The organism is Streptomyces sp. NPDC041200 (genome assembly GCF_055591805.1).
The window spans coordinates 1-25265 of sequence record NZ_JBVIZF010000049.1 but is presented as its reverse complement, the minus strand read 5'-3'; the positions used below and the strand labels follow the sequence as shown (position 1 = coordinate 25265).

Here is a 25265-nt window from a genome sequence, read left to right as displayed (position 1 = left end):
AGTCTGACTTACGACCGGCCGTCTGACGCCGCGGCCGCCTCGCGGGCCAGCCGCCCCCGGTCCACCTTGTGGTTGGCGTTCAGCGGGAACTCCGCCACGTGCCGGAACACCTTGGGCACCATGGGCTCGGGCAGATGCGCGGCCAGCTCGCGGCGCAGCGCCACCGGTGGCACGCGGTCGCCGGTGTAGTAGAGGACGAGTTCCAGCCCGCCACCCGGCGCCGGGCGGGTCACGGTGGCGGCGTTCTGTACGCCCGCACACCGCCGGACGACATGGTCCACCTCGGCCAGCTCCACCCGGAAGCCCTGGATCTGCACCTGGGTGTCCAGACGGCCGAGATACATCAGCTCACCATCCTCCAGCCGCCTCACCCGGTCGCCCGTCCGGTACCAGCGGCGGCCGTCGCGCTCCAGGAACCGGCCCTCGTTGTCCTCGGGGTCCAGATAGCCGGGCGTCATCTGCGGCCCGGTGACGCACAGTTCGCCCTCCACCGCCGACTCGGTGTCCCCGTCGAGCAGCAGATGGTCATGGCCGGGGTGCACGTTTCCGATCGGCACGACACCGTTCACCGCCCGGGCCGGTGAGGTCTCCGGTGACCAGCGGTGGCCGGTGATGGTGACGGTCAGCTCGGTCGGCCCGTACAGGTTCTCGATCCGCGCGTTCGGCGCGGCGGTCTGCCAGGCGGCGGCGTCCTCGCACAACAGCGCCTCACCCGCGAAGAAGGTCCACCGCAGGGTGGGCATCGCCCCCGGAGCCAGGCCGCCCATCCGCCGGATGAACGACGTGCCGCTCGGGGTGGAGAACCACACCGTCATCCGCCGCTCGGCGAGGAACGCGGGCAGGTCCCGGTGGGCCGCCGGGGGAATGGCGTGCACCGGCGCCCCGCGGCCCCAGGCGCAGAACAGCTCGAACATCGCGCAGTCGAAGTTGAGCCCCACGTTCTGGCAGAACACATCGCCGGGGCCGAAGTCATAGCGCCGGTCCAGCAGGCTGAAGTAGTGGTCGTTGGCCCCGTGGGTCATCGGCACGCCCTTGGGGCGGCCCGTCGACCCCGAGGTGAAGAGAACGTACGCGATGTCGGACGGCCGGACGGCCACCGGCGCGTCCAGCGGGGGAGTGGCGGCGGCCTCGGCCTCGTCCAGAACGGGCAGATCCAGCTCGGTTTCGGCGAGCGCGGCCCGGCCGACCGGATCGGCGATGACCGTCGAGACCCCCGCCGCGGTGAGCATGCGGCGGGTGCGCTCGGCGGGGAACCGCGGATGGAGCGGTACGAGGGTGGCGCCCGCGTACAGCGCCGCCAGCATCCCCACGTACGCGGTAAGGCTCTTGTCCGCCAGGACGGCGACGGCGTGCGGCCCCTGCGGGGCCCGGGCCAGCAGCGCCCCCGCCCGGCGCAGCGCCAGTTCGTGCATCGCCTGGTACGTCAGGGTCTCGTCGTCCACGCGGATCGCGGCCCGGCCGGGCGACAGCGCCAGGCCGCGCAGAAACCGTTCGTGCAGACCGTGTCCGGGGGCGGGTGTCTCGATCATTGTCCTTCCTCCGGGGAGAGAAAAGGGGTGGATAGGGGTGCCGACTCGCGGGAGGCAGGGCCTAGGTTGGCCGCGACGCCGACTATTTCGGCAGCCGCTATTCGGGTACCGATCATTCGGCCCCCGAGCATTCGGTAGGGGCCAGGAAAAACAGGGGAGCGCGCATGTGGGACGAGTCTTTCGGGCAACTGCTCCGTAAACACCTTCCTTTGCTGGAAACGGGAGATGAACTCACCGCAGACCTGAGCCTGCGTGACTTCGGCCTCGATTCCATGGGAATGGTCGCGCTGCTGTCCTCGCTGGAGGACATGTACGGCGTCCGCTTCGTCGACGACGCGCTCAACGACGACAACTTCGCCACCCCCGCCACGCTGTGGAAGACCGTGGAGACCATGCGCTGACGCGATGCCCTCCAGCTCATGCGATCGCGCTGCGCCGGCGCGGTCGCATGGCCGTCTCCGGCCGCACCGCCACCACCTCGAACGCCTTGGTCATGACGTCCACCCGGCCCCACAGCCCGTCCTGCCCGGTGACACGCACCCGCTTGACGCCCAGCCCCTTGAGGGTGTCGACGACGGACGGCCAGCGCACCGTCCGGGTCACCGCGTCCAGCAGCAGCGTCCGTACCCCCTCGCCCGTCCGCACCAGCGACCCGTCGTGGTCGGAGACGACCGGGATCCCGGGGTCGCGGAACGGGACGTTCACGGCGACCTCCGCCTCGATCTCCGCTCGCAGCGCGCCGAAGACGGCCGAGTGCATCGGCGGCCGCATGACGTACAGCGGCAGGCCGCCCACCGCCCGCAGCCGTCGCTGCAGCCAGTCCACCATCTCCTCGCGCACCGACAGCATGTGGAAGTCGTGGTCGACGTGGCAGGCCACCTCGTTCCACTCGCCGCGCGCGTCCAGCTCGGCCCGGATCTCGGCCAGCTGGTCCGACGGGACGCGGGCGAACGACTGGGCGACGAGGTCGCCGTGCTCGCGCGCGAAGTACGCGTCCACCAGGCGGCCCTGCTCGGCGGTCATCGCCACGGCCTCGGCGAACGGCAGCGCTCCGGCGAACACGGCCGCCGCCGTGCCGCCGAAGCTGGCGCCGGCGCACGCGACAGGCGCCACGTCGTGCTCGGTGACCGCCCATTCGGCCAGCGCCAGGCAGGAGACCAGGAACGCGACCCGGGCCGGCTCGGGGAACGCGCCCTGGTCGCCGCGGGCCTCGGCCTCCCGGTACCGGTCGATCAGCGAATAGCCCAGGGCCCGGTCCGCCTCGGCGACCAGCCGTCGCGCCACCGGATGCACCGCCAGGAACCGCGCCGAGTCGGCGAACCGCGTCGGGCCGATTCCAGGAAAGACAATCGCCGACATATTCTCGCTCTCCCTTTTGTCACGCTCGTCGCGTGTGCATTCTGAAAGCCCAAAAGTTCGATCTATTGTTTCCGGCCAGTCTTGTTGGCCCCCGGTACCGGCATAACCCCTAACGCCCCCTAGTTCACCGGCGGGTGGGCGAGAGTTCTTGTGGGCCGTAAAAGGGCCCTGTTAGAAACAGCCTGGCATTTACTGGGAAGGCCCGAATCGGAAGGGTGGCGCATGAGCCCGAATGGAGCGCGTCCCGCCCGGGCGCACGCATCGGTGGACAACCTGCGGACCTATCTGCTGGCCGCCGCCCGGAGGGCCCCCGACCGGCCCGCCGTGATCCAGGCGGCGCCGGACGGCGGTCTGGAGACGGTCACCTACGGCGAGCTGGAGCGGCGTACCGACGCCTGCGCCGAGGCGCTCGACGCGCTCGGCCTCGACGTCGGCGACCGCGTCATCCTGGAGTCCGACACCGACGCCGATGCCGTGGCCACGCTCCTCGCCTGCGCCACCCTGGGGCTGCCGTTCACCCCGGTGAGCCCCGAGACACCGGACGAACGGCTGCTGACGATCATCGACAGTGCCGAGCCCGCGCTGTACCTGCAGTCCGCGCGCGGACAGCGCACGGGCATCCCCGCAGCGGTCGGCACGGCCCGGTTCGGCGCGGACGGTCTCACCGTGGAGCGGCCGCCCGCGCCACGTGTCCGCCGCCGTCGCGCGGTCACCCCCGTCGACACCGCGTACATCACCTTCACCTCGGGCACCACGGGACGGCCCAAGGGCGTGGTCATGAGCCACCGCGGGGTCATCGCTTTCCTGCGCGGTGCGGAGGCCGCCGAGCTGATCTCGGCCGAGGACCGGGTGGCGGGCACCGCGCCGCTGCAGTTCGACTTCGCGCTCTTCGACATCGGGTTCGCCCTCAGCCACGGCGCCGCGCTGGTGCCCGTACCACGCGACCGGCTGGGCTGGCCCCGCCGCTTCCTGTCGTTCCTCCGCGACACCGGAACGACACAGGTCGACGCCGTCCCCTCGGCGTGGCGCCCAGTGCTGCGCCACGAGCCCGGACTCCTCGCCGAGCTGGGCGAACACGGTCGGCTACGGCGCATCGCGTTCTCCGGGGAGGACTTCCCCCTGGACGAACTGCGCGCCCTCCAAGAGCTGTTGCCCAAGGTGCGCTTCACCAACGGCTACGGCGCCACCGAGACGATGGCCGCGTCCATCACCGAAGTGCCGAACCCGCTGCCGCCCGGCACCGAACGCCTGTCGATCGGCTACGCGGTGGCGGGCGCGGAGATGATGCTCATCGGGCCCGATGGCCGTCCCGTGGACGAGCCCGGAGTGCTCGGCGAGATCTATCTGCGGACCCCGTCGCTGTTCTCCGGCTACTGGAACGATCCGGAGGCCACCCGCGCCGTCGTCGTCCCCGACCCGCTCGACCCCAGGTCGGGGCAGCTGGTGTTCAAGACCGGCGACCTGGCCACCAGGGGACCGGACGGCGAGCTGTACTTCCACGGCCGCGCCGACTCCCAGGTGCAGATCCGTGGCAACCGCGTCGAACTGGGCGAGGTGGAGCGCCGTATCGGCGAGTTCACCGGCATCACCGGTGCCGTCGCGATGCTGCTGCCGCGTACGGACGACGACCCGGTGCTGCACGCGTTCGTCACCCGCGCCCCCGAGGGCCCCGCGCCGGACACCAAGGACATCATCGCCTTCTGCCGCGCCGCGCTGCCCGGCTACATGATCCCGCAGGGTCTGCACGTGGTGGACGAGTTCCCGCTGACCGTCAACGGCAAGGTCGACCGCGCCGCCCTGACGGCCCTCGCGGCGTCGTCCTGACCACGTTGACCGCCCTGATCGCCTCCATGCCTCTTCTTCGTTGCGGAGTATGCACATGACCGAGCAGTCACAGGCCGCGATGCTGGAACTGGTGCTGGCGCAGGCCGCCGCCGTGCTGCGGGCCGCCGACCCCGACGCCTACGGGGACGGGCCCACCGACGTGGCGGCCGACCGCCCGTTCCTGGCGGAGGGCCTGGACTCGCTCGGCCTGGTCCAGCTGCACCGGCGGCTCACCGCCGAACTGGGGGTCGAACTGCCCGTCACCATCGGCTTCGACCACCCCACCCCGGCCGCCCTGGCCCGCCACCTGGTGGCCGTGGTGCACGGCGCTGCCACCGGGCCGGACGGCCACCACGAGCCCGCGGTGTCCGCTACCCCCGCCATGTCCGACGAGCCGATCGCCATCGTCGGCATCGGCTGCCGCTTCCCCGGCGGGGTGGCCTCGCCCGAGGACCTGTGGCGCATCCTGGCCGACGGCACCCATGTGCTCACCGACTTCCCCGCCGACCGGGGCTGGGACCTCGACCGCCTCTACGACCCCGATCCGTCCGCCACCGGCACCAGCTATGTGCGGCGCGGCGGATTCCTGCCGGACGCCGCAGACTTCGACGCCGACTTCTTCCAGATCAACCCCAAAGAGGCGCTGGCCATGGACCCCCAGCAGCGGCTGCTGCTGGAGACGTCCTGGGAGGCGCTGGAGCGCGCGGGCATCGACCCGGGCCGGCTGCGCGGCACCCCGTCGGGCGTGTTCATCGGCGTGGAGCCGCACGAGTACGGGCCCCGCACCCACGAGGCCCCGGACGGCCTCGACGGCTACGTCCTGGGCGGCAGCCTGCCCAGCGTGGTGTCCGGCCGCGTCGCCTACACGCTCGGCCTCGAAGGGCCCACCCTCACCGTCGACACCGCGTGTTCCGGCTCGCTCACCGCCCTCCACCTGGCCGTACGGTCCCTCCAGCGCGGCGAGTGCGGGCTGGCGCTGGCGGGCGGTGTCACCGTCATCTCCAGCCCCGGAACGTTCACCACGTTCAGCCGCCAGCGCGGCCTGGCCCAGGACGGACGCATCAAGGCGTTCGCCGAGGCGGCCGACGGCACCTCCTTCGCCGAAGGCGCCGGTGTGTTCGTCCTGGCCCGCCTCACGGACGCGCTGCGCGACGGCCACCCGGTGCTGGCCGTGATCCGCGGCACCGCCATCAACCAGGACGGTGCCAGCAACGGCCTCGCCGCGCCCAACGGCCTCGCCCAGCAGCGCGTCATCCGCCAGGCACTCGCCGACGCGGGCCTCGTCCCCGACGAGGTCGACGCGGTCGAGGCACACGGCACCGGCACCACGCTCGGCGACCCCATCGAGGGCCAGGCCCTGGTCGCCGCCTACGGACGCGGACGCTCACCCGACCACCCCCTGTGGCTGGGGTCGGTGAAGTCCAACATCGGGCACACCGGCGCGGCGGCCGGGGCCGCCGGGGTCATCAAGATGGTCCAGGCGATGCGGAACCGTACGCTGCCCCGCACCCTGCACGTAGACGCGCCGACCCCGCACGTCGACTGGTCGGCGGGCACCGTACGGCTCCTCACCGAGCCCGTCCCGTGGGAGGGCACGGACACGCCGCGCCGGGCCGGGATCTCCTCGTTCGGCGCGAGTGGCACCAACGCCCACGTCATCATCGAAGAGCCACCGGCCGAAAGCGCCGGGGCCGAGGACACCGAGCCCCCCGAGGCCGATCGCCCCGTCCCCGTCGTCCTGTCCGCCCAGGGGGACGACGCCCTGCGCGCCCAGGCCGCCCGGCTCCTGACCGTCGTGGACGGGGCGCCGCCGCTGGACATCGCGTACTCGGCCGCCACCACGCGCGCCGCACTGCGCCACCGCGCCACGGTCGTCGCCACCGACCGTGACCATCTGCGCCGCGCCCTGACCGCCCTCGCGGAGGGCGCCACCGCGCCCGGACTGCACACCGGTACGACGCGGGCGACGGGCCGGACCGCGTTCCTCTTCACCGGCCAGGGCAGCCAGCGCCCCGGTATGGGCCGCCAACTCGTACGTGCCTTCCCGACGTTCGCGCAGGCGCTCCAGGAGGCCGCCGACCACCTCGACCTCCACCTCGACGAACCCCTGGGCGAGGTGCTGTTCGCCGAGCCCGGCTCGCCGCCGGCCGAACTCCTCCACCAGACCCGGTACGCGCAGGCCGCCCTCTTCGCCGTCGAGACCGCCCTGTTCCGGCTGCTGGAGTCGTGGGGCGTCACCCCCGGCCTCGTCGCCGGACACTCCATCGGCGAGATCGCCGCCGCGCACGCCGCCGGGGTGATGTCCCTGGCCGACGCGGCGCTGCTGGTCGGGGCGCGCGGCACGCTGATGCACGAACTTCCCGGCGGCGGCGCGATGGTGGCCGTCCAGGCCGAAGAGGCCGAGGTCGTCCCGTATCTGACCGAACGGGTCGGCCTCGCCGCCGTCAACGGCCCCTCCGCGGTCGTGCTGTCCGGGGAGGCCGACGCCGTCCTGGCCGTCGCCGCCCGCTTCGCCGAGCAGGGCCGCAAGACGCGGCGGCTGCGCGTCTCGCACGCGTTCCACTCACAGCTGATGGACCCCATGCTGGACGACTTCCGCCGGGTCGCCGAGACCCTGACGTACGAGGCGCCGCGCATCCCCCTGGTGTCCGCCCTGACCGGCGAGGTCGGTACCGCGTTCGACGCCGACTACTGGGTGCGCCACGTACGCGAGCCGGTGCGGTTCGCCGAGGGCATGCGGCTGCTGGAAGCCCACGGCGTCACCACCTACCTGGAGCTGGGCCCCGACGCCGTCCTGTCCGCTATGGGACGCGACTGCCTCGCCGACGACGGCCCGGACACCGCGTTCGCCGCGCTGCTGCGCGACGGACACGAGGAGGAGCGCCAGGCCGTCACCGCGCTCGGCGTGGCGCACGCCCATGGCGCCGCCGTCGACTGGGACCGCTTCTTCGCGGGCCGCGGCGCCCGCCGGACCGCGCTGCCCACCTACGCGTTCCGGCGCAAGCGGTACTGGCTGGACGCCGGGAGCGGCCCGGACACCATCGGGCATCCGCTGCTGGACACCGCCGTCAGCCTCGCGGGCGCCGACGGGCTGGTCCTGACGGGCCTGCTGTCCACCCGGTCGCAGCCCTGGCTGGCCGACCACGTCATCGCGGGCGTCGTCCTCGTCCCCGGCACCGCCCTGGTCGAGCTGGCCGTGCGGGCCGGGGACGAGGCGGGCTGCGGTGTGGTGGAGGAACTCACCCTGGAGACGCCGCTGTCGCTGACTGGGGACGCCGCGACGGAGGTCCAGGTCGTCGTCGGCGCGCCGGACGCGGCGGGCCGCCGTACCGCCGAGATCTACTCGCGCCCCGCGCGCAGCGAGGAGAGCTGGACCCGGCACGCCAGCGGGGTGCTGGCCGAACACGGCGAGGGAGCGGCGGCCGACGGGGCTGTGTTCGCCCAGTGGCCACCGGACGGTGCCGAGCCGATCGACGTCGACGGCCTCTACGAGCGCCAGGCCGCGCAGGGGTACGGCTACGGGCCCGCGTTCCAGGGCGTGCGCGCCGCGTGGCGCCGCGGGGACGAGGTGTTCGCCGAGGTCGCCCTCGACGAGGCGGGCGCCGACCGGTTCGGGCTGCATCCGGCGCTGCTGGACGCCAGCCTGCACGCCGCCGAAGGGCCGGAGGGCGACGGCCAGGTGCGGCTCCCGTTCGCCTGGCTCGGCTACGAACTGCACGCCGCCGGCGCCACCGCCGTACGCGTCCATCTGCGCCGGACGGCCGCGGACGAGGTCGCGGTCGAGCTGGCCGACACCACCGGGGCGCCGGTGGCCACCGTACGGTCGCTGGTCCAGCGGCCGGTGCCGCTGAACGGGGTGCTGTCCGGGGCGCGGGACGGGGCGCTGCTGCGCGTCGAATGGACCGAGATCCAGGCCCCGCCGGAGCCGGATACCACAGCTTCCGGGGATTTCCAGCTGGCGTATGTGCCCGCCACCTTCCCCGGCGCCCCCGCCGAGGCGGCGCGCGAGGCCACGCTGTACGGCCTGCGGCTCATCGAGAGCGCGCTGCGGGACGACACCCGGCTGGCGATCGTCACCCGTGAGGTGAAGGGCGACCTGACGCTGGCGCCCCTGTGGGCGCTGGTGCGTTCCGCGCAGGCTGAGAACCCCGGCCGGTTCGTCCTCGTCGGCACCGACCGCGAGGTGCCCGAATCCGGGATACGCGCCGCCCTGGCCACCGGCGAGACTCAACTCTCGCTGCGCGAGGGAGCGTTGTTCGTACCCCGTCTGGCGCGTACGCCGCTGCCGGACACCCCGTGCCCCGTCGCCTGGGACCTGGACGGCACGGTCCTGATCACCGGTGGCACCGGAGGGCTGGGCGGCCTGGTCGCCCGCCACCTCGTCCGCCGGTACGGGGTGAAGCACCTGCTGCTCACCGGGCGGCGCGGCCCGGACGGCCCGGGAGCCACCGAACTCGCCGCCGAGCTACAGGCGTTGGGCGCCCATGTCACCGTGGCCGCGTGCGATGTCGCCGACCGCGCCGCCCTGGCCGCGCTGCTGGAGACGATCCCCGACGAGCATCCGCTGACGGCCGTCGTCCACGGCGCCGGAGTCATCGACGACGGGCTGGCCGGATCGCTCACGCCCGAGCAGGTCCGTACCGTCTTTCACGGCAAGGCGGACGGCGCCTGGCATCTGCACGAGCTGACCCGGGGCCGCCCGCTGGCCGCGTTCGTGCTGTTCTCCTCCGCGGCCGGAACCCTGGAGTCCGCGGGTCAGGGCAATTACGCCGCCGCCAACGCCTTCCTCGACGCGCTGGCCGAACACCGCGCCGCCCACGGCCTCCCGGCCACGTCCCTGGCGTGGAACCTGTGGGCGGGCGACGCGGGCATGGGGGCCCGCCTGGACGAGGTGACCCTGCGCCGCGCCGCGCGGTCCGGGCTGCCCGCGCTCGGCTCCGCCGAGAACCTCGCCCTCCTCGACCAGGCCCTCACCTCGGGCGCCCCGGCCCTGGTGCCGCTGCGCGTCGACGTGCCCGCGCTGCGGGCCCGCCCCGACGGCATCCCGCCGATGCTGCGCGGCCTGGTCCGTACCCCCGCCCGGCGCACCGCCGCCGCCACGGCCGCGGGCGGCCCCGGTGGCGCGCTGGCCGACCGGCTGGCCGGGAAACCCGCCGCCGAACGGGCCCGGATCGTCCTCGACCTGGTGCGCGCGCAGATCGCCGTCGTCCTCGGCCACGACAGCGGCACCGCCATCGACCCCCGCCGCGCCTTCACCGAGCTGGGCTTCGACTCCCTGGCCGCCGTCGAGCTGCGCAACGCGCTCGGCGAGGCCACCGGGCTCCGGCTCACCTCCACCCTGATCTTCGACCACCCGACGCCGGGCGCCCTCGCCGACCACGTACTCGACAAGGTGAGCGGCGCCGCACCCGCCGCCGCCCCGGCGCGGACCACCGTGCGGGCCTCGGCGGACGAGCCCATCGCGATCGTGGCGATGGCCTGCCGCTACCCCGGCGGCGTCACCTCGCCCGAGGACCTGTGGCGGCTGGTCGCCGACGGCACCGACGCGATCGCCGCCTTCCCCGAGGACCGGGGCTGGAACACCGAGGAGATCTACCACCCCGAACCCGGCAGACACGGCACCACCTCCACCCGCGAAGGCGGATTCCTCTACGACGCCGCCGAGTTCGACCCCGCCTTCTTCGGCATCAGCCCGAAGGAAGCCCAGGCGATGGACCCCCAGCACCGCCTGCTGCTGGAAACCGCGTGGGAGACCCTGGAGCGCGGCGGCATCGACCCGCTCTCCTTGAAGGGCAGCCCCACCGGTGTGTTCGCCGGGGTCATGTACCACGACTGGGCGCCGCCGTCGGGATCCGTTCCCGAAGACCTCGCGGGCTTCACCGCGGGCGGTGGCCTCGGCAGCGTCGCCTCCGGCCGCATTGCCTACACCCTCGGACTCCAGGGCCCGGCCGTCACCATCGACACCGCCTGCTCCTCGTCCCTGGTGGCGATGCACTGGGCGATGCAGGCGCTGCGGCAGGGCGAGTGCACGCTCGCGCTGGCCGGTGGCGTCACCGTGATGGCCACGCCCGAGACGTTCATCGGGATGAGCCTGCAGCGCGGACTCGCCGCCGACGGCCGCTGCAAGGCGTACGGGGCGTCCGCCGACGGCACCGGCTGGGGCGAGGGCGCGGGACTGCTGCTGCTGGAACGCCTGTCGGACGCCCGCCACGCCGGACACCCGGTGCTCGCCGTGATCCGCGGCTCGGCGGTCAACCAGGACGGCGCGTCCAACGGACTCTCCGCGCCCAACGGCCCCGCCCAAGCGCGGGTGATCCGGCAGGCGGTGGCCGCCGCGGGGCTGACCCCCGCCGATATCGACGCGGTCGAGGGCCATGGCACCGGCACCACCCTCGGCGACCCGATCGAGGCGCAGGCGCTGATGGCCACGTACGGGCAGGAGCGCGGCGCGGGCGGCGCACCGCTGTGGCTCGGGTCGGTCAAGTCCAACCTGGGGCACACCCAGGCCGCCGCCGGAGTCGCGGGCGTCATCAAGATGGTGATGGCGATGCGGCACGGTGTGCTGCCCCGCACCCTCCACGCCGATACTCCCTCCCCGCACATCGACTGGGCCGAGGGCGCCGTCGAACTGCTCACCGAGGCCAGGGAGTGGCAGGTCAGCGGCCGCCCACGGCGTGCCGCGGTGTCCTCGTTCGGCGTCAGCGGCACCAACGCCCATGTGGTCCTGGAGGAGGCGCCGCCACCCAGCGCGGGTGAAACGCGCGGCGAGCGGCCCCCGGTCGTGCCGCTGACCGTGTCGGCGGCGTCCGCCGAGGCGCTGCGTGCCCAGGCCGCCCGGATCGCCACCCGTCTGCGCGACCAACCGGACACCGACCCCCTGGACGTGGCCGCCTCGCTCGCCCGTGGCCGCGCCGCCCTGGAACACCGGGCCGTGATCGTGGACGGCGACCACGACGGGCTCCTCGCCGGGCTCGACGCGGTCGCGGCCGGAAAGACATCACCCGCCAGCGTCGTCCAGGGCGTGCGGCGCGGCGACCCGCGCGCCGTGTTCGTCTTCCCCGGGCAGGGTTCGCAGTGGCCCGGCATGGGCGTGGACCTGCTGGAACACTCCCCGGCCTTCGCGACCCGCCTCGGCGAATGCGCCAAGGCCCTGGAGCCATACGTCGACTGGGACCTGCTCGACGTCCTGCACGGCGCGCCCGGCGCACCGCTCCTGGAGGACGTCGACGTCGTCCAGCCCGCGCTGTGGGCGCTGATGGTGTCGCTGGCCGAGGCGTGGCGCGCCGCCGGGGTCGAACCGGCCGCTGTCGTCGGCCACTCGCAGGGCGAGATCGCCGCCGCCTGCGTGGCCGGTGCGCTGTCGCTGGAGGACGGTGCGCGCGTCGTGGCCCTGCGCAGCCGGATCATCCGCCAGGACCTGGCGGGCCGGGGCGGCATGATGTCGGTGGCCCTGTCCGCCGACCGTACGGCCGGACACCTGGCCGACTGGGACGGCCGCCTCCAGCTCGCCGTCATCAACGGCCCCGCCTCGGTCGTGGTGTGCGGCGAGCCGCAGGCCCTGGACGAGCTGCGGGACCGGCTGGACGGGGAAGGCGTCCAGACCCGCCGCATCCGCGTGGACTACGCCTCCCACTCGGTGTTCGTGGAGGAGATCCGCGACCGGCTGCTCACCGAGCTGACCGGCCTGACCCCGCGCACCTCGGCCATCCCATTCTACTCCACCGTGACATCGGGGCAGTTGGACACCGAGGGTCTTGACGCCGCGTACTGGTACACCAACCTGCGGCAGACCGTCCGGTTCGAGGAGACGACGCGGGCGCTGCTGGCCGACGGCTTCGAGATCTTCGTCGAGGCCAGCCCGCACCCGGGCCTGCTGGCCGGGCTCGGTGAGACCGCCGAATCGGCCTCAGTGGCCGCCACGCTCGTCGGCACCCTGCGCCGTAACGCCGGTGGCCCGCGCGCATTCCTCACCTCGCTGGCCGAGGCGTACGTACGGGGCGCCACCGTCGACTGGGAAACCGCGTTCGCCGGATCCGGCGCCCGCCGCGTCGACCTGCCCACCTACCCGTTCCAGCGCAAGCGGTACTGGCTGCCCGCGCCCGAACACACCGGTGACGCGCGGGGCATCGGCCAGCTGCCCGCGGGCCACCCGCTGCTGGGCGCGGCGGTGCCCGTCGCCGGGGCCGGGGGAGTGCTGCTCACCGGACGGCTGGCGCTCTCCGCCCAGCCGTGGCTGGCGGACCACGCCGTCGGCGGCACCGTCCTGTTCCCCGGCTCCGGCTTCGTGGAACTGGCCATCCGGGCCGGTGACGAGGTGGGCCGGGGACGCGTGGATGAGCTGACGATCGAGACGCCCCTCGTCCTCCCGGCGCGCGGTGGCGTGGCGATCCAGGTCGTCGTCGGCGCCGACTTGCGCACGGTGGCGATCCACTCGCGGCCCGACGACGCCCCCGCCGACGCCGTCTGGACCCGCCACGCGCAGGGCACCCTCGCCGACGCCGCACCGGAACCCGCGCCCGATCCCGCGCCCTGGCCACCGCCGGGCGCTGAACCGGTCGACCTCACCGGCTTCTACGAGCCGCCCTCCGCCGATGGACCGGCCGATGGACCGGGCCATGGACCCGTCTACGGTCCCGTCTTCCGGGGGATGCGCGCCGCCTGGCGGTCCGGCGACGAGGTGTACGCGGACATCGCACTGCCCGAGCAGGCCGCCACCGAGGCCCCGCGCTACGGGCTGCACCCGGCCGCGCTCGACGCGGCCCTGCACGCCACCGCGCTGCTCGCCACCGACGACGGGCGGGTCACCCTCCCGTTCGCCTGGACCCGGATCGACCTGCACGCCTCGGGAGCCGCCGTGCTCCGGCTGCGGATGACCCGGCTGGGCGAGGACGAGGTGGCGCTGAGCCTCACCGACACCGCGGGCCGCCCCGTCGCGTCCGTCACCTCGCTCGTCCTGCGCCCGATGGCCACGGGCCACCCCGCGGACACCTCTCACGACGCGCTGTACGAACTCGTCTGGGCACCCGCGGTGTTGAGCGAGTCCGCCCCTGCGCGGACCGTCGTACACCGCTGCGCGGGCGGTACGACGGCCGAGGCCGTCCACGCCGCGACCACGGCGGCGCTGGGCGCCCTCCAGCCCTGGCTGGAGGACGACCGGGACGACGACGCCACGCTGGTGGTCGTGACCCGGGGCGCCGTGTCCGTCGACAGCGAGGACGTCACCGATCTGGCCGGGGCCGCGGTCTGGGGGCTGGTCCGCAGCGCCCAGACGGAGAACCCGGGGCGCGTCGTCCTCCTCGACCTCGACCCCGCCGAATCCGGGGCCGCCACCGACCCTTCCGAGGCCGACCTCGGCGTGGCGGTGGCCACCGGCGAAGCGCAGCTCGCGATGCGCTCCGGCGCCCTCCACCGGCCGCGCCTGACCCGTGTCACAGCGGACCGGACCCCCGCCCCCGCCACCGTCTTCGGTGACCGGCCCGGCACCGTGCTGATCACCGGCGGCACCGGCACCCTGGGCGCTCTGGTCGCCCGCCACCTGGTCACCGCCCACGGCGTCACCGACCTGCTGCTCACCAGCCGCAGAGGCCCCGGCGCACCCGGCGCCGACGGCCTGGCCGCCGACCTCACCGCGCTCGGCGCCCGCGTCGAGGTGGCCGCCTGCGACGCCGCCGACCGCGACGCGCTCGCCGCCGTGCTGGCGGGCCGTACCCTCGCCGGAGTCGTGCACACCGCGGGCGTCCTCGACGACGGGATCCTCTCCTCGCTGACAACGGAGAAGATGGCCACGGTGATGCGCCCCAAGGTCGACGCGGCACTGAACCTCCATGAACTCACCGCGGGCCACGACCTGTCGGCGTTCGTACTGTTCTCGTCCGCCGCGGGCGTGACCGGTGGCGCCGGACAGGGCAACTACGCGGCCGCCAACGCCTTCCTCGACGGCCTCGCCGCCCACCGGCGCGCCCATGGCCTGCCCGCACAGTCGCTGGCCTGGGGACTGTGGGAGGCCTCCAGCGGCATGACCGGCGCGCTGGATGCCGCCGACCTGGCCGTTATGCGGCGCGATGGCGTCCTGCCCATCGCCTCCGACGAGGGCATGGCGCTGCTGGACGCCGCCGGGGCGCTCGACCGGGCGTTCCTGGCGCCCGTACGGCTCGACCTGACCGGGCAGCGCCGCTCCGACGTGCCGTATCTGATGCGCGACCTGGTACGCGGCCCGGCCCGCCGCGCCGTCGACCCCGCCGCCACCGCCACCGAACCCGCCGAGAACCTGCGCGACCGGCTGGCCCGTCTGACGCCCGCCCGCCGGGAACAGGCACTGCTGGACGTCGTCCGCACCCAGGCAGCCGCCACCCTCGGCTTCGCCGACGCCGACGAGGTCGACGCCGAGCGGTCGTTCCGCGACATGGGCTTCGACTCCCTCGCCGCCGTGCGGTTCCGCAACGCGCTCGGCGAGGCCGTCGGGGAACGCCTGCCCGCGACGCTCGTCTTCGACCACCCGACCGCGCTCGTCCTCACTCGCCACCTGCTGGACGAACTGGGCTTCAGCGACCCGGAAACCACACCGGAGGCGGAATCGGGACCGGATGCCGAGGACCGCACCGCGGCGATCCAGAACATGAGCCTGGCCGAACTCCTCCGCACCGCGCGACGATCAGGAGACCCGACATGACCCGGTTGCTCGACGACACCGACCAGCGCGTCTACCCCACCGACGAGGAACTGCTGCACCGCGTGCTCACCCCCTACCGGGCCAAGCGGTGTGAATACCTCACCTCGGCCACGGTCACGGTGGAGGGCGACCCCCTCGACGGCGGACGGCTCGGCGCCGCCTGCACCTTCCTGATCCCCGAGTCCTGCTACATCGACGACACCGGGCACTTCAACTCGGTCGAGTTCAACATCTGCTTCAACCAGATGGCCTACTACCTGATGGCCAAGTCGGTGAAGGAATCGCTCGTCGCGCCCTTCTCCGGGTGGACCTTGGAGCAGTTCTGGACCCGGCAGCTCGCGGACGTGTTCATCACCGACTTCCGGAGCACCTTCCGCACCGCCATGAGCGGCCGCCACTTCCGCGGCGAGATCGAGATCGCCGACATCGCCGAATGGGACGCCAACGATCTGCGCGACGCCCTGGTGATGCTGCGGACCCGCTGCCGCTACTGGGACGAGCAGGGCGGCGAGAGCCATGGCGAGATCGCCGCCGCCATCACCAACCCGCCCGAAAACTGACCCGCCCGGCCCCGCGGAGGAAGCCACCATGAACAACCCGGAACGGCCAGAGCTTCCCCAGGAAGCCCGGCAGGTCGACATCGCACACATCTACCGCCGTCTCGCCGACCGCGGCCTCCCGTACGGGCCCGCCTTCCGCGGCCTGCGCGCCGTGTGGACGGACGGCGCGGAGGTCCACGCCGAAGCCCGGCTCGACGACGCCACGTCCGGCGGCGAGGGCGACTACCACCTGCACCCGGCGCTCTTCGACGCCGCGTTGCAGGCCGCCCTGGTACCGGACCTCGACCGCGACGACAGCACCTTCCTGCCCTTCGCGCTGCGCGGCGTGCGCCTCCACAAGGCGGGCGCGCGGCGGCTCGGTGTCCACGCCCGGCCCGGCGAGGGCGGCGTGTCCCTGGCTCTCACCGGCGACGAGGGCGAACCGGTCGTCACGGTGAAGACCCTCGTCCGACGTCCCGTCACCGCCGACCAGCTCGACGCCGCGACGCAGCGCACCCAGCTGCTGCGCGTCGCGTGGAAGGCCGTCGAGCAGCCATCGGCCGCCGCCGACCAGCGGCGCTGGGCGTTCCTCGGCACCGACCACATCGGCGTCACCGGCGCCCTGAAGTCCATCCGCCGCTCGTTCGACTCCTACCCCTCGCTGGCCGCCCTCGACTCCGCGCTCCGCGACGGCGCCCCCGTACCCGACGTGGTCGTGGTGTCCTGCACGGACCAGGACTCACCGGTGCGCTCGGCCGCCCAGCGCGCCCTGATGCTCGTCCAGGAGTGGTCGGCCGACCCCCGCCTTTCCGGCGCCCGCCTCGTCCTGGTCAGCAGCGGCGCCCTCGCGACCCGCCCCCAGGAAGACCTGTCCGACCTGCCGGGCGCGGCCGTGTGGGGCCTGCTGCGCAGCGCCCAGTCGGAACACCCCGGCCGGTTCGTCCTCGTCGACGTCGACGACCCCGAGGACTCGGGCCGCGCCCTCCTCGCCGCCGTGGCCTCCGGCGAACCGCAACTCGCCGTGCGCCACGGCGCCCTGTTCCGGCCGCGCCTCGTCCGCTGCCCGCCACCACCGGGCCGTACGAGCCTCACCGGGACCGTCGTCATCACCGGCGGCACCGGTGCGCTGGGCCGTCTGGTCGCCCGCCACCTGGTCACCCGCCACTCCGTCCGTCACCTCGTGCTGCTCAGCCGCCGAGGCCCGGACACCCCCGGCGCCGACGACCTGACCGCCGGACTCACCGCGCTCGGCGCCCGCGTCGACGTCATCGCCTGCGACGCCGCCGACCGCCTGGCACTGGAACGCGCCCTGGCGGACATCCCGGCGCCCTCCGCCGTCATCCACACCGCGGGTGTGCTGTCCGACGCCACGGTCGACACCCTGACCCCGCGCAGGCTCGACGCGGTGCTGCGCCCCAAGGCCGACGCCGCGCTCCATCTGCACGAGCTGATCCGCGACCCGGACTGCGCGTTCGTGGTGTTCTCCTCCGTCGCCGGGCTCACCGGCAACGCGGGGCAGGCCAACTACGCCGCCGCCAACGCCGTCCTCGACGCCCTCGCCCACCACCGCCGCACCCTCGGGCTGCGCGGCACCTCTCTCGCCTGGGGCCTGTGGGAGAGCGAGGACGGCATGGGCTCCGAACTGTCCGCCGCCGACCTCACCCGCATCAAGCGCTCCGGCTTCGCCCCGCTCGGCCACGACCAGGGCCTGACCCTCTTCGACGCCGCCCTCGCCGGGGACGAGGCCGTGCTCGCGCCGGTGCGGCTGAACGAGTCGGCCCTCACCGGATCCCTCGCCGGAAACATTCCGCCGGTCCTCGCCGACCTGGCGCCCGCCGCCACGCCCCGGCCCACCGCGACCGACACCCTGCGGGCCCGCCTCATGAGCCTGCCCGAGGCCGAACACGACCAGGCAGCCCTGGAGTTCGTCCGTATGGCGGCCGCCACCGTCCTCGGCTACGACAGCCTCGACGACATCGACCCCGACCGGGAGTTCCACACCATCGGCCTGGACTCCATCGGCAACCTCGAACTCAGCCGCCACCTGTCCGCCGCGACCGGACTGCGGCTCCCCGCGACCCTCACCTTCGACCATCCGACCCCCGCAGACCTCGCCACCCATCTGCGGCGACTCGTCCAGGAGAGCGCATCATGAACACCGTTGTCGTCGGCGGAGGCGTCATCGGCCTCGCCACCGCCTGGCGGGCCCTGCGCCACGGCGTCACCGTCACCGTGATCGACCCGGCCCCCGCCACCAAGGCATCCCACGCGTCGGCGGGCATGCTCCCGCCGAGCAGCGAGCAAATCGACGGCGTGAACGACCTGCTGCGCCTGTGCCTGGACTCCCGCGACCTCTACCCGTCCTTCGCCGCCGAGCTGGCGGAGTTCGCCCCCACCGGTTTCCGGCGCGACGGCGTCCTGGACGCCGCCTTCGACGAGGACGCCCTCCGCAAGCTCGACTTCCAGCAGTCCTTCCGGGAGTCGCTCGGCATCCGCAGCGAACGCCTCACACCCGAAGAGTGCGCCAAGCTCCAGCCCGCCTTCGCCCCCACCCTGGGCGGCCTGCTGGGACCCGACGACGGCGCCATCGACCCGCGCACCCTCAACGCGGCGCTGCTCACCGCCATCGAAGCCCTCGGCGGCACCATCATCCGCCGCCGCGCCATCCGGGTCGCGCACCACACCGTCACCCTCGACAACGGCGACACGGTGCCCTTCGACCGCGTCGTCCTGGCCGCCGGGTGCTGGACCCACCACATCGGTGGCCTCCCCGAGGCCGCCATCCCGGAGATCCGCCCGGTCAAGGGCCAGATCCTCCGTCTGCACTCCGATCCGCCGCTGCTGGGCGTGACGTCCCGCGCCCTCTCCAAGGGCTCGTCCCTCTACCTGGTGCCCCGGCTGGACGGCGAACTCGTCGTCGGCGCCACCTACGAGGAGCGCGGCTACGACGAGACCGTCACCGCCGACGGAACCCGCGACCTGCTGAGCCGCGCCGCCGAGGTCATCCCCGGCGTCGGCGCCCTGCGCTTCGCCGAGATCAGCGCGGGCCTCCGCCCCGCCTCGCCCGACGCGCTCCCCCTCATCGGCCCGACCGCCGTCCCCGACGTCCACCTGGCCACCGGCCACTTCCGCATGGGCGTCCAGCTCGCCCCCGTCACCGCCGAGGCCATGGCCGCCTACCTCACCGACACCACCCCGCCCGCGTCGGCGGTGCCGTTCACCCCGCTGCGGCTGACGGACGCGGCCTGATCAGAACACGGAAGAGGGCCGGACACCGTGATCGGTGTCCGGCCCTTTCGGCGCGTACGCGGGGCGGTCAGGGGACCGGTACGGGGGCGCTCAGGTGGCCGGTGGCGTTCTCGGTCCAGGAGTGGTCCCCCTCGGAGCGGGACCTGATGGTGAGGGTGCGGCCCGTGGCCGGATCGTCGGGGCCGACGATGACCTGGAGCAGCGCGGCGCCCTGGGAGCCGAAGGTGACGGGCGCGTTCAGGACGAGTTCCGCGACCTCGTCGGTGCCCACCGCGTGGGCGGCGTGGAACGCCAGCTCGACGAAGGCCGTGCCGGGCAGGATGACGGTCCCCATGACGATGTGATCGCCGAGCCACGCGTGGTCGGCCAGCGTCACCCGGCCCGTGAACAGGCGGCTGCCGTCCGGGAGTTCGGTGGCCGTGGCGAGCAGCGGATGTGCGGCGGGCTCCAGGCCCAGGCCCGCGGGCGAACCGGTCGGATCGGGGGCGCCGAGCCAGTAGCGGCGGCGCTGGAAGGCGTAGGTGGGAAGGGGGACGCTCCGGCCGCCGTGCTTTTCGAGGAAGCCTTTCCAGCCGACGGCCACGCCGGACGCGTGCGCCCGGGCCAGGCCGCTGACCAGGCTGGTCGGCTCGTGGTGGCGGGGGCGCAGCAGCGGTACGGCGGCGGCCTCGGGCAGCGCCTCGCGGGTGAGCGCGGTGAGGACGGCGTCGGGGCCGATCTCCAGGAAGGTGGTGACGCCCTCGTCGTGGAGCGCGGTGAGGCCGTCGTGGAAACGGGTGGTGCCGCGGATGTGCTCGGTCCAGTAGGTGGCGCCGGTGACCTCGGAGCCTGCGGGGCGGCCGGTGACGGTGGAGATCAGGGGAGTGCGGGGCGCGGCGTAGCGGAGGGTTTCGGCGACCCGGCGGAAGTCGTCGAGGACGGGGTCCATATGGGGGGAGTGGAAGGCGTGGCTGACGGTGAGGCGGCGGGTGCGCCGTCCCTGGCCGGAGAACTCCTCGGCGATGGCGGTGACGTCGCTTTCGTCGCCGGAGACGACGACCGAGCGGGGCCCGTTGACGGCCGCGATGCCGACGCGTGCGGTGAGATGCGGGGTGACCTCGTCCTCGGTCGCCTCGACGGCGATCATGGCGCCGCCGGGAGGCAGGGCCTGCATCAGGGTGCCACGGGCCGCGACCAGGCGGCAGGCGTCGTCGAGGGTGAGGACTCCGGCGGTGTGGGCGGCGGCGATCTCACCGATGGAGTGGCCGATGAGGTGGCTGGGGGTGATGCCGAAGTCCTCGGCGAGGAGCCGGGTGAGGGCGGTCTGGAGCGCGAACAGGGCGGGTTGGGTGGAGCGGGTCTGGTTCAGGAGCGTGGGGTCGTCGGCGAAGACGATGTCTTTGAGGGGGCGTTCGGCGGCGAGGTGGTGGTCGAGCGTGGCGCAGACCTCGTCGAACGCGGCGCGGAACGTGGCGTACGTGTCGTAGAGCTGTCGGCCCATGCCCGGGTGCTGGGCGCCCTGGCCGGTGAAGAGGAACGCCACCTTCTTGGTGCGGGGCCGGGTGGGGAGCGTGGCCGGGCCGGGGTCCTGGGCGAGGGTGTGGAGCTGGGCGAGGAGTTCGTCACGGGTGGCACCGACGACGGCGGCGTGGTGGTCGAAGGTGGTACGGGTGGTGGCGAGGGTGTGGGCGATGTCGGTGGGGTGGAGGGCGGGGTGCTGGGTGGTGTGGTCGAGGAGGCGTTGGGCCTGGTCGCGCAGGGCTTGTTCGGTCTTGGCGGAGAGGAGCCAGGGGACGGTGGCGGTGTGGGTGGGAGGCTCCGGAATGGGCGTGGCGGGGGCTTGTTCGAGGATGAGGTGGGCGTTGGTGCCGCTGATCCCGAAGGAGGAGACGGCCGCACGGCGGGGGTGGTCGCTCTCGGGCCAGGGGCGGGGCTCGGTGAGGAGCTGGACGTTGCCGGTGGTCCAGTCGATGTGCGGGCTGGGCTCGTCGACGTGGAGCGTCTTGGGCAGGGTGCCGTGGCGCATGGCCTGGATCATCTTGATGACGCCACCGATGCCCGCGGCCGCCTGGGCGTGGCCGATGTTGGATTTGAAGGAGCCCAGCCACAGGGGTTCGTCGCGGTTCTGGCCGTAGGTGGCGAGCAGGGCCTGTGCCTCGATGGGGTCGCCCAGGGTGGTGCCGGTGCCATGGCCCTCGACGGCGTCCACCTGGTCCGGGCTGAGCCCGGCGCTCGCGAGGGCGGCGTGGATGACCCGCTGCTGGGCGGGGCCATTGGGCGCGCTCAGCTGGCTGCTCCTGCCGTCCTGGTTGACCGCAGAGCCACGGATGACGGCCAGGATGGGGTGGCCGTTGGCCTGGGCGTCCGAGAGCCGCTCCAGCAGGATCGTGCCCGCGCCCTCGGCCCAGGTGGTGCCGTCGGCGGCGGCCGCGAACGACTTGCACCGGCCATCCGCCGCAAGCCCGCGCTGGCGGCTGAACTCCACGAACATCCCCGGCGTCGGCATCACGGCGGCGCCACCGGCCAGCACCATGGTGGCCTCGTCGTTCCGCAGCGCCTGGCAGGCCATGTGGAGGGCGACCAGCGAGGACGAGCACGCGGTGTCCACGGTGACCGCGGGCCCCTCCAGACCGAGCGTGTACGCGATCCGCCCGGACGCCACGCTGAGGGTGGTACCGGTCAGCAGATGCCCCTCCACGTCCTCCGGGCCCCGGTGGATGAGCGAGGCGTACTCGTGGCCGGACACCCCGCTGAACACCCCCGTACGGCTGCCGCGCAGCTCGCCCGGGGACAGCCCCGCGCTCTCCACGCACTCCCAGCTGGTTTCGAGGAGCAGCCGCTGCTGGGGGTCGAGGGCGAGGGCCTCGCGGGGGCTGATGCCGAAGAACTCGGGGTCGAAGCGGTCGGCGTCGTAGAGGAAGCCGCCCTCGCGGGCGTAGGTCTTCCCGGTGGTGTTGGGGTCGGGGTCGTACAGGCCGTCCAGATCCCAGCCCCGGTTGTCCGGGAAGGGCCCCACCGCGTCCCGCCCCTCGGACACCAGCTCCCACAGCCCCTCGGGCGTGGTGGCGCCGCCGGGGAACCGGCAGGCCATGCCCACGACCGCGATCGGCTCACGGCTCCGCGACTCCGCATCGGCCAGCCGCTGACGGGTCCGGTGGAGGTCGGCGGTCACCCGCTTCAGGTAATCGCGCAGCTTGTCCTCGTTCATGGTCATGAGAGCCCCAGCTCGTTGTCGATGAAGTCGAAGATCTCGTCGTCCGTCGCGGATTCGATCTTCACGTCCTCCGCCTCCGGCAGCGCCGCCCCACCGTCCTCCGGGGCCGGACCGTCCAGCGTCAGCAGCAGCGCCCGCATGCGCGCGGCGACGGCCGTCCGGACGCCGGGGACGGCGGTCCGCAGACTGCTCTCCCACCGGTCCAACTCGGCCACCAGCGGCTGCGGAACCTCGTCGGGGGCCCGCTGGGGTGCCAGTTCGGCGCGGAGCATGGCGGCCAGCTGAACCGGCGTGGGGTAGTCGAACAGGGTGGTGGGCGGCAGCCGCAGCCCGGTGGCGTGGTTGAGGCTGTTGCGGAACTCGACGGTGGTGAGCGAGTCGAGCCCCATCTCCAGGAATCCGCTGTCGGCGTCGATGGCATCCGGCGAACCGTGGCCGAGGACCGCGGCGACCTGCCCGCGGATGTAGGTGAGGAGGATGTCCAGCTGCGCGGCCTCGTCATGCGGGGCCAGCCGCTGCCGCAGCGTGTCCGAGTCCGTCACACCGCCGGTGGCCGCGACCCGCCGGGCCCGGGAACGGACCAGCCCCTGCAGGACCACCGGGACCGGGGCGTCGCCACCGCCCAGCCGCGCGAGGTCCAGCTTCGCGGGCACCAGGACCGCCTGGGTCGAGCCCAGCGCCAAGTCGAGCAGGCCGAGCGCCTGCGCCGTGGGCATCGCGCCGATGCCACCACGTCCCAGCCGCGCCCGCCCGACCGTGTCCAGACCCGAGGTCAGTTCGCTGGTCTGCGCCCACAGGCCCCACGCCAGCGAGAGGCCCGGCAAGCCCCGCCCCCGGCGGTGGCAGGCGAGCCCGTCCAGGAAGGTGTTCGCCGCCGCGTAGTTGGCCTGCCCCGCGTTACCGATCGCCCCGGCCGCCGAGGAGAACAGGACGAACGCGGCCAGGTCCAGGTGCTCCGTCAGCCGGTGCAGGTGGGAGGCGGCGTCGACCTTGGGCCGCAGCACCGCCGACAGCCGCTCCGGGGTCAGCGACGCGATGGCCGCGTCGTCCAGAACCCCGGCCGTGTGGAACACCCCGGTCAGCGGATGCGCGCCGGGAATCGACCGCAGCAGCCCGGCCACCGCCTCGGCGTCCGCGGTGTCGCAGGCGACGACGGAAGCGTCGGCACCCCGTGTCTTCAGCTCGGCGGCCAGCTCGGTCGCGCCGTCCGCAGCGGGCCCGCGCCGGCTGACCAGGAGCAGATGCCGTACGCCGTGCCGCTCCACGAGGTGCCGGGCCAGCACACCGCCGAGGGTGCCGGTGCCGCCGGTGATGAGCACGGTCCCCTCGGGGTCGAGCCCGGCGCCGTCCGACGCTGGTGTCTCCGCCGCGGGCAGCGTCGCACGCACCAGCCGGGGTACGCGCAGCTCACCGCCGCGGATGGCCACCTGCGGCTCTCCCGTGGCGAGCGCCGCCGGGAGGGCGCGGTACGAGGCGTCCGACTCGTCCAGGTCGACGAGCACGAACCGGCCGGGATACTCCGCGTCCGCCGTGCGCATCAGCCCCCACACCGTGGCCGCCGCCGGATCCGGTACCCGCTCACCGTCCTCCGCGGCCACCGCCCCCCGGGTCAGCACCACAAGCCGCGCGTCGGCGAGGGTGTCGTCGGAGACGAAGTCCTGTACCAAGGTGAGGAGTTCGGCGGCGCTGGTGTGCGCGTCCGCCGCCACATCGCCGCCCTCGGAGCGGCCGGGCCCCGCCACCACGATCTGCGGTGGCTTGGCGCCCTCCGCCCTCATCCCGCCGAGCGTGGCGTGATGCACCGCTTCGATCCCGGCGGCACGGAGCGCGGCGGCCACTTCCGCCACGCCGACCACCGCCCACGGGCCGCTGCTCTGCGACGCGGGCGCCGGTACGGGGAGCCAGCCCGGCTCGTACAGAGCGTCGCTCTGCCGGGCCCGGGCGGCGGCGAGCTGGTCCGGCGCCACCTCGCGCATGGCCAGCCCGCCGATGCTGAGCACGGGCGCGCCGGTCGCGTCGGCCACCGCCAGCGCCATCACATCCCGCTCCGTACGCGACAACCGCACCCGCAACCGGGACGGGCCCACGGCGTGCAAGACCGCACCGCTCCAGGAGAAGGGCAGCCGTACGCGATCCGACTCGTACCAGAACAGCATCAGCGGATGCAGCGCCGAGTCCAGGAGGGCGGGGTGGACGCCGTACGCCTCCGGGTCCGTGCCGTCCGGGAGCGCGATCTCCGCGTAGAGGGTGTCACCGACCCGCCATCCCGCCCGGAAGCCACGGAACAGCGGCCCGTATTCGTATCCGCGCCCGATGAACCCGCGGTAGAACTCCTCGATGTCGACCGGCTCTCCCTCCGTGGGGGGCCATGCCGTGAGGTCGAACGCGGGCTCCGGCGCGGAATCGGCGAGGAAGCCACTGGCGTGGCGGGTCCACTCGGCCGTCTCCTCGGCGGCCTCGCTCTCCGACGAGAACAGGGCGAACGACCGCCGCCCGGCCTCGTCCGCGGCACCCACGGTGAGCCGCAGCTGCCGGGCACCCCGCTCCGGCACGGCCAGGAAGGCGTGGTGCGTCAGCTCTTCGATCTGGTCGCATCCGACATACCCGGCCGCGTGCAGCAGCAGATCCACGAAGGCGACCCCCGGCAGCACCACCGTTCCGTGGACGATGTGGTCGTTCAGCCACGGCTGCGCCTTCAGCGACACCTCGCCGGTGAACACGGCGCCTTCGCCGTCGGGGAGGGTGATCGCCGCGGTGAGGAGGGGGTGGGTGGAGGTGTTCGGGGCGTGGGCGCCGGGCTTCGACGTCTCCAGCCAGTAGCGCTGGCGCTGGAAGGGGTAGGTGGGGAGGGCGGTGGGAACGGAGGTGTCGCCGAGCAGGGGAGTCCAGTCGATGGTGATGCC

The 25265-nt window shown here is 73.7% G+C and carries 9 protein-coding genes and 1 pseudogene; 6 read left to right on the top strand and 4 right to left on the bottom strand.

What is annotated here, in order from left to right:
- Nucleotides 1–8 precede the first annotated feature (8 nt).
- On the bottom strand, nt 9–1529 hold the full coding sequence (locus tag ACZ6CL_RS39480) for an amino acid adenylation domain-containing protein (RefSeq protein WP_468945552.1): 1521 nt from the start codon (nt 1527–1529) through the stop codon (nt 9–11).
- 164 nt (nt 1530–1693) lie between these two features.
- Between ACZ6CL_RS39480 and ACZ6CL_RS39475 the strand changes: the two genes are divergently transcribed.
- Complete coding sequence (locus ACZ6CL_RS39475; protein WP_468945550.1) at nt 1694–1930, top strand: acyl carrier protein; 237 nt, start codon at nt 1694–1696, stop codon at nt 1928–1930.
- A gap of 16 nt (nt 1931–1946) precedes the next feature.
- Here ACZ6CL_RS39475 and ACZ6CL_RS39470 read toward each other — a convergent pair whose 3' ends face one another.
- Entirely contained in the window at nt 1947–2888 is a 942-nt protein-coding gene (locus ACZ6CL_RS39470; RefSeq protein WP_468945547.1) for an ACP S-malonyltransferase, read from the bottom strand.
- Between the two features lie 222 nt (nt 2889–3110).
- Between ACZ6CL_RS39470 and ACZ6CL_RS39465 the strand changes: the two genes are divergently transcribed.
- The 5 genes from ACZ6CL_RS39465 (at nt 3111) to thiO (ending at nt 19169) form a co-directional block, all read left to right on the top strand.
- The gene (locus ACZ6CL_RS39465) at nt 3111–4712 is read left to right on the top strand and encodes an AMP-binding protein (RefSeq protein WP_468945545.1); all 1602 of its coding nucleotides are present in this window, start codon (nt 3111–3113) and stop codon (nt 4710–4712) included.
- A 91-nt stretch (nt 4713–4803) separates the two neighbouring features.
- A complete protein-coding gene (locus ACZ6CL_RS39460) occupies nt 4804–15381 on the top strand; it encodes an SDR family NAD(P)-dependent oxidoreductase (protein ID WP_468945562.1) in 10578 nt (3525 codons plus the stop codon).
- Entirely contained in the window at nt 15378–15941 is a 564-nt protein-coding gene (locus ACZ6CL_RS39455; protein WP_468945543.1) for an FcoT family thioesterase, read from the top strand. Before ACZ6CL_RS39460 ends, ACZ6CL_RS39455 begins: the two co-directional genes overlap by 4 nt.
- 28 nt (nt 15942–15969) lie before the next feature.
- Nucleotides 15970–18075: a type I polyketide synthase gene (locus ACZ6CL_RS39450; RefSeq protein ID WP_468945541.1), complete on the top strand. Its 2106-nt coding sequence runs from the start codon at nt 15970–15972 to the stop codon at nt 18073–18075.
- Nucleotides 18072–19169 carry a glycine oxidase ThiO gene (gene thiO / locus ACZ6CL_RS39445; protein WP_468945539.1) on the top strand — a complete coding sequence of 366 codons (1098 nt, stop codon included), beginning with the start codon at nt 18072–18074 and terminating at the stop codon, nt 19167–19169. Before ACZ6CL_RS39450 ends, thiO begins: the two co-directional genes overlap by 4 nt.
- 67 nt (nt 19170–19236) lie before the next feature.
- Here thiO and ACZ6CL_RS39440 read toward each other — a convergent pair.
- Both ACZ6CL_RS39440 and ACZ6CL_RS39435 read right to left on the bottom strand, forming a co-directional pair.
- A pseudogene (locus ACZ6CL_RS39440) lies at nt 19237–22317 on the bottom strand (type I polyketide synthase); the annotation flags it as partial.
- A gap of 41 nt (nt 22318–22358) precedes the next feature.
- Nucleotides 22359–25265: type I polyketide synthase (locus ACZ6CL_RS39435; RefSeq protein ID WP_468945536.1), on the bottom strand; the 2907-nt coding region annotated here is incomplete at its 5' end.